4 protein-coding genes are annotated in these 5,319 nt (G+C 68.2%); 3 read left to right on the forward strand and 1 reads right to left on the reverse strand.

The window, feature by feature from the left end; all coding sequences use genetic code 11:
• From FUT87_RS20035 to FUT87_RS20045, 3 genes are all read left to right on the forward strand, one after another.
• The coding region (locus tag FUT87_RS20035; RefSeq protein WP_147242160.1) for a BMP family ABC transporter substrate-binding protein at nucleotides 1-434 on the forward strand (434 nt) is incomplete at its 5' end.
• 151 nt (nucleotides 435-585) lie between these two features.
• The gene (locus tag FUT87_RS20040; RefSeq protein WP_147240217.1) at nucleotides 586-2,550 is read left to right on the forward strand and encodes a S9 family peptidase; all 1,965 of its coding nucleotides are present in this window, start codon (nucleotides 586-588) and stop codon (nucleotides 2,548-2,550) included.
• 193 nt (nucleotides 2,551-2,743) lie between these two features.
• Nucleotides 2,744-3,145, forward strand: coding sequence for a cold-shock protein (locus FUT87_RS20045; RefSeq protein ID WP_147240216.1), 402 nt, complete (start codon nucleotides 2,744-2,746; stop codon nucleotides 3,143-3,145).
• Nucleotides 3,146-3,248: 103 nt separating this feature from the next.
• Here FUT87_RS20045 and FUT87_RS20050 read toward each other — a convergent pair.
• The coding region (locus FUT87_RS20050; RefSeq protein ID WP_147242161.1) for a TonB-dependent siderophore receptor at nucleotides 3,249-5,319 on the reverse strand (2,071 nt) is incomplete at its 5' end.

Raw genomic sequence — 5,319 nt, forward strand, 5'->3', positions numbered from 1 at the left:
GCGCGGTGCTGCAGACGGCCGAGAAGAACGGGAAGTACGCCTTCGGCTGGGACTCGGACATGAGTTCGTACGGGCCCAAGGCGCACCTGGGCTCGGCGGTGATCGACTGGTCGCCGTACTACATCGCCAGCGTCCAGGCAGCGCTGGACGGCAGCTGGAGCGCCGGTGCGGGCAAGCACAGCTGGTGGGGCGTCAAGGAAGGCGCGATCGACCTGGTGTCGCTGAACGCCGCGGTGCCCGCCGAGGTCAAGGCCCGGGTCGACCAGGTGAAGGCCGGACTCAAGGACGGCAGCTTCGTCATCTGGAAGGGCCCGATCGCCGGCCAGGACGGCAAGGAGGTCCTGGCGCGGGACAAGGTCGCCGACGACGCGTTCCTGCAGAACATCAAGTTCTATGTGAAGGGGGTGGAAGGGCAGGTGCCCGCCGGCAAGTGAGCGGCCGGTTCCCCCGTCCATCCCGCCGGATCGACGCTCCGTCGCGGCGCACCGCCGCCAGTCGGCCGCAGGATGGGCAAGGACTGACCCCGGCGTCTACAGTCGCCGGATCCCGGGATGGTCCCGGGCCCGATCAGGAGAGGAGAACCCGATGAGGAAGTCGTTCCCGAAGGCCGCCCCGCGGCAGGCACTGACGCTGCTGGGCCTGGCCTTGGCGGCCGCGATGGCGATGCCCGCCCAGGCCGCGACCGAGAAAGCCGCGGCCCGTTCCGAGGCCAAAGCCACCCAGCCGCGCCCCGCCAAGCGCTACACGATCGAGCAGTTCATGGCGACGACCTCGATCAGCGGGGCGTCCTTCTCCCAGGACGAGCGCCGCATCCTGTTCAGCAGCAATGCCAGCGGCATCTTCAACGTCTACAGCATCAGCGTCGACGGCGGCGAGCCGGTGGCGCTGACCGCCTCTAAGACCGACAGCCATTACGCCGTCAGCTACTTCCGCAATGACGACCGGGTGCTCTTCACCCGCGACCAGGGCGGCAACGAGAACAACCACCTGATCGTGCGCGAGCTCGACGGCAGCGAGCGCGACCTGACGCCCGGCGACAAGGTCAAGGCTGGCTTCAACGGCTGGAGTCGCGACGGCGACGCCTTCTTCGTCACGACCAACGAGCGCGACGCCCGCTACATCGACGTCTACCGCTACGACGCCAAGACCTATGCGCGCACGCTGGTCTACCAGAACAACGACGGCAACGCGGTGTTCGGCGTCAGCGGCGACGGCCGCTGGGTGGCGCTGGGCAAGACCAACACGACGGCCGACTCCGACGTCTACCTCTACGACACGCAGTCGAAAGAGACCAAGCACCTCACGCCGCACCAGGGCGTCGCGTCCTTCAGCGTGACCGGCTTCGACCCGGCGTCGACGACCCTGCTGATGCTGTCCAACGAGGGCGCGGAATTCCAGCGCCTGCTGGCCTACGACCTGGCGTCCGGCCAGACGCGCGAGCTCGAGAAGGCCGACTGGGACATCGTCTACAGCAGCTACTCCCGCGACGGGCGCTACCGCGTCACCGGCATCAACAACGATGCCAGCCTGGAGCTGCGCATCGTCCAGACCGCCGATGGCCAGCCGGTGACCCTGCCGCGGCTGCCGGGCGGCGAGCTGCGCGGCGTGGCCTTCTCGCGGACCAGCCAGCGCATGGCCTTCTACCTGAACGGCGACCGCTCGCCGAGCAACCTGTATGTCTACGACTTCGGCAGCAAGCAGGTGAAACAGCTGTCGCGCAGCCTGTCCCGGGACATCGATCCGGAAGAGCTGGTGGAGGCGCGCATCGTGCGCTTCCGCTCCTTCGACGGCATGGTGATCCCGTCGGTCTACTACCAGCCCAAGGAAGCTTCCCCGACCCACAAGGTGCCGGCCGTGGTGCTGGTGCATGGCGGCCCGGGCGGGCAGACGACGCGCGGCTACTCGGCGATGGTCCAGTACCTGGTCAACCACGGCTACGCGGTGCTGGGCATCAACAACCGCGGCAGCTCGGGCTACGGCAAGAGCTTCTTCACCGCCGACGACGGCAAGCACGGCCGCGAGCCGCTGTGGGACTGCATCGAGGCCAAGACCTACCTCGCCAGCACCGGCGTGATCGATCCCGAGCGCATCGGCATCATGGGCGGCAGCTACGGCGGCTACATGACGCTGGCGGCGATGGCCTTCCGGCCCGAGGCCTTCAAGGTCGGCGTGGACATCTTCGGCGTGTCCAACTGGCTGCGCACGCTGGAGTCCATCCCGCCCTACTGGGAGAGCTTCCGCAAGGCGCTGTACCTGGAGATCGGCGATCCGGTGAAGGACAAGGACTTCCTGGTCGCCACCTCGCCGCTGTTCCATGCCAAGGAGATCCGCAAGCCGCTGCTGGTGATCCAGGGCAAGAACGATCCGCGGGTGATCAAGCCGGAGAGCGACGAGATCGTCGAGGCCGTCAAGAAGAACGGCGTGCCGGTGGAGTACGTCGTCTTCGACGACGAAGGCCATGGCTTCTCCAAGAAGAAGAACCAGATCGAGGCCAACCAGAAGACGCTGGAGTTCCTCGACAAGTACTTGAAGCCCGGCTTGAAGAACTAAAACCGTGTGAAGTTGCACGGCTTACAGGCTGTTGCCCGGGGCCGTGACGGCTTGGGCAGCATGCACCCCCAGAAGCCCGGCCCCGTGCCGGGCTCTTTTGTCCGAAGAGAGAGAAGCGCCCGATGGAGGGCGTCCAGCGGACCACAAGTCCGCGACGCGGCGTCGGGCGATCCACAAGACGGGGGAACAAGTCATGCGATTCGAAGGAACCTTGGACAGCTGGTACGCCGAGCGCGGCCACGGCGTGGTGCGGCCCGAGCAGGGCGGCGAGACGCTGTTCGTGCATGTGTCGGCCTTCCCGATGGACGGCCAGCCGCCGCAGGAGGGCGAGCGCATCAGCTTCGAGATTGTGTCCAGGAGTGACGGCAGCAAACAGGCGGTGCGGCTGCAGCGCCTGCAGGCCCACAGGCTGCCCTCGCAACTGCGACCCCGCATGGCCTCCCGCCCGCCGCGGCCGATCGCGCGCCGCCGCACGTCGCCACTGACCTGGATGGTGCTGGTGCTGCTGGCGCTGGGCGTCGGCGCCACCGTGTGGACGCCGGCCAGCCATGCGCTGGGCGGCGCGAAGGCCCAGAGCGAACCGTCGCGGCGCTGAACCAGTTGACTCCTTGGGGCCGGCCCTTGCGGCCCCGTCGCCCTCGCGGAGGCCTGTTGCTCCGCTTTTTGCAGGCTGCCCTCGGGCAGCCTTTTTTGCGTCCTCAGACCTTCAGTTCCAGGCGCACGGTCCAGACGGTGAAGCTGCGGCCGGTGTTTTCGCTGGTGACCAGCCGGCCCGGCGTGACCGCGATGCTGCCGTTGCCGTAGCTCAGCGGCACCAGGTTGCTCGCGGCCAGGCGCAGCGCCACGGCGGACGAGAAGGTCCACAGGGCCGAGACGTCGATGACGCGCTTCTTGTCGATCTCGTTGAGCACCTGGTCGCTCTGCTGCAGCAGCGTGGTCGGCGTGTAGTTGAGCGAGGCGCCCAGCGTCAGCGGCAGCGAGCGCAGCCGGTAGTCGGCGCCCAGGTTGGCGGTGTAGCGGGGCTGCTGGTCCAGCTTGTTGTCAGGGCCGCGGATGCCGTCCACCGAAGAGTCGAACAGCGACAGGTTGCTGCGCACGTTGATCGGCAGCGCGTCGGCGACGTATTCGTCGAGGCGGAACTTGGCTTCGAGCTCGACGCCGCGGGTGGTGGCGTTGCCGATGTTGCGCGGCCGGATGACCCAGCGCGGCTCGGTGGCGTAGGGCACGGTCTCGAGCTGGGCCTGGGCGCGGATCAGGTCGGTGATGCGGCGATAGAAGAAGTTGACGCTGAGCAGCCCGCCCTTCGAAAGGTATTTCTCGTAACCGATCTCGACGCCGGTCGCCATCTCGGGCTTGAGGTCGGGGTTGCCGAAGCGGTCGGGATAGTTGATCAGGTTGCTGCCGCAGAGCGTGGCCGGCGGCTGGCAGGTGAACTGGCTGTTGATGCTGAGCCGGCCGATGACGTCGTTGAGGTTGGGCGCCTTGTAGCTGCGGGTCAGGCTGGCGCGGATCTGCTCGCGGCTCTTCTCGTCGATCTTGTAGACGCCATGCAGCAGCGGGGTGAGCACGCTGGAGGTGTTCTTCACCGGGCCCTGGTTGTTGCTGCTCTCGGTCTGGATGCCTTCCCAGCGCAGGCCGGCGTAGAAGCCCCACTGCTTGCCGACGCTCCACTCGTCCTGCGCATAGGCGGCGAGCCGGCGCGTCGATGCGGAGACGTTCTCGCCGAAGTCGGCGAGGAAGGCGCAGTTGTCGCGCCGCATGGTGCTGCCGTAGACCTCGGTGCAGCCGCGCGTCTGCTCGCGCGTGGTGCCTTCGCCCTCGACGCCGGCGACCAGGCTGTGCTCGTTGTCCATCTGGTGGTTGAGCTTGAGGTTCACGCTCCACTGCGTGTCGCGGCTCTTCGTGGTGTCGTCCTGCGTGCGGAAGAAGAGGCCCGGCGTGGCGTCGAGGTCCTCCTCGCGGTGGGCATCGCCGTCCATCGTCATGCGCCCGGCGCCCAGCCGCGTCTCCAGGCGGGTGCGCTCGTCCAGGCGCTTGTTCCACTGCAGGTTCAGCCGGGCCATGGTGGCGCGGTTGCTGCTGTCGCTGGTGTAGCTGTCGTACTTGATGCGCTCGAAGGCGTTCTCGTCCGGCACCGCCGACTGGGTCTGCCGGGCGCTGCTGGCGCCGCGGCCGCGGTTGACCATCACGAAGGGCTGGAGCGCGAGCGTGTCGCCGCCCGCCAGGCGCAGCTGCAGGCGGCCGGTCAGGTTGAGCGACTTGCGCTCGTCGGCGCTCTGTCCGCGGGTCTGCAGCAGGGTCTGGCTCTGGAGCGCGCCGGTGCCGGTGTCGAAGCGGCTGGTCAGCGACTGCGACGCGATGTCGTCGAGCCGCTTGTGCTGCATCGCGTTGACGGTGAGGTTGTAGGCGGTGCCCTGGTCGTCGAGCTTGTCGTTGCGGGTCCAGCTCAGGTGGGGCGTGACGTGGTCGCGCTCGAAGGTGGAGGCCAGGCGCAGTTCGTTGAGGCGGCGCTGCAGGGCCTCGCGCAGGACGACGTTGATGGTGCCGGCGATGGCGCGCGCGCCGAACTCGGCGGTGGGCGCGCGCATGACCTCGATGCGTTCGATCTGTTCGGGCGGGAGCTCGTCGAGCGAGAAGCCCGGCGGCATGCGTTCGCCGTTGACCAGGATCTGCGTGTAGCCGCCGCCCATGCCGCGCATGCGGACCTCGCCGCCGCGGCCGGGTCGTCCGCCGGTGGTGACGCCGGGCAGGCGCTTGAGCACCTCGCCG

Source organism: Mitsuaria sp. TWR114, from assembly GCF_007997345.1.

What these genes read in the sequence shown, in the direction of transcription:
- FUT87_RS20045 (WP_147240216.1), top strand. Translation starts at nt 2,744, where the DNA reads ATGCGATTCGAAGGAACCTTGGACAGCTGGTACGCCGAGCGCGGCCAC.
- FUT87_RS20040 (WP_147240217.1), top strand. Translation starts at nt 586, where the DNA reads ATGAGGAAGTCGTTCCCGAAGGCCGCCCCGCGGCAGGCACTGACGCTG.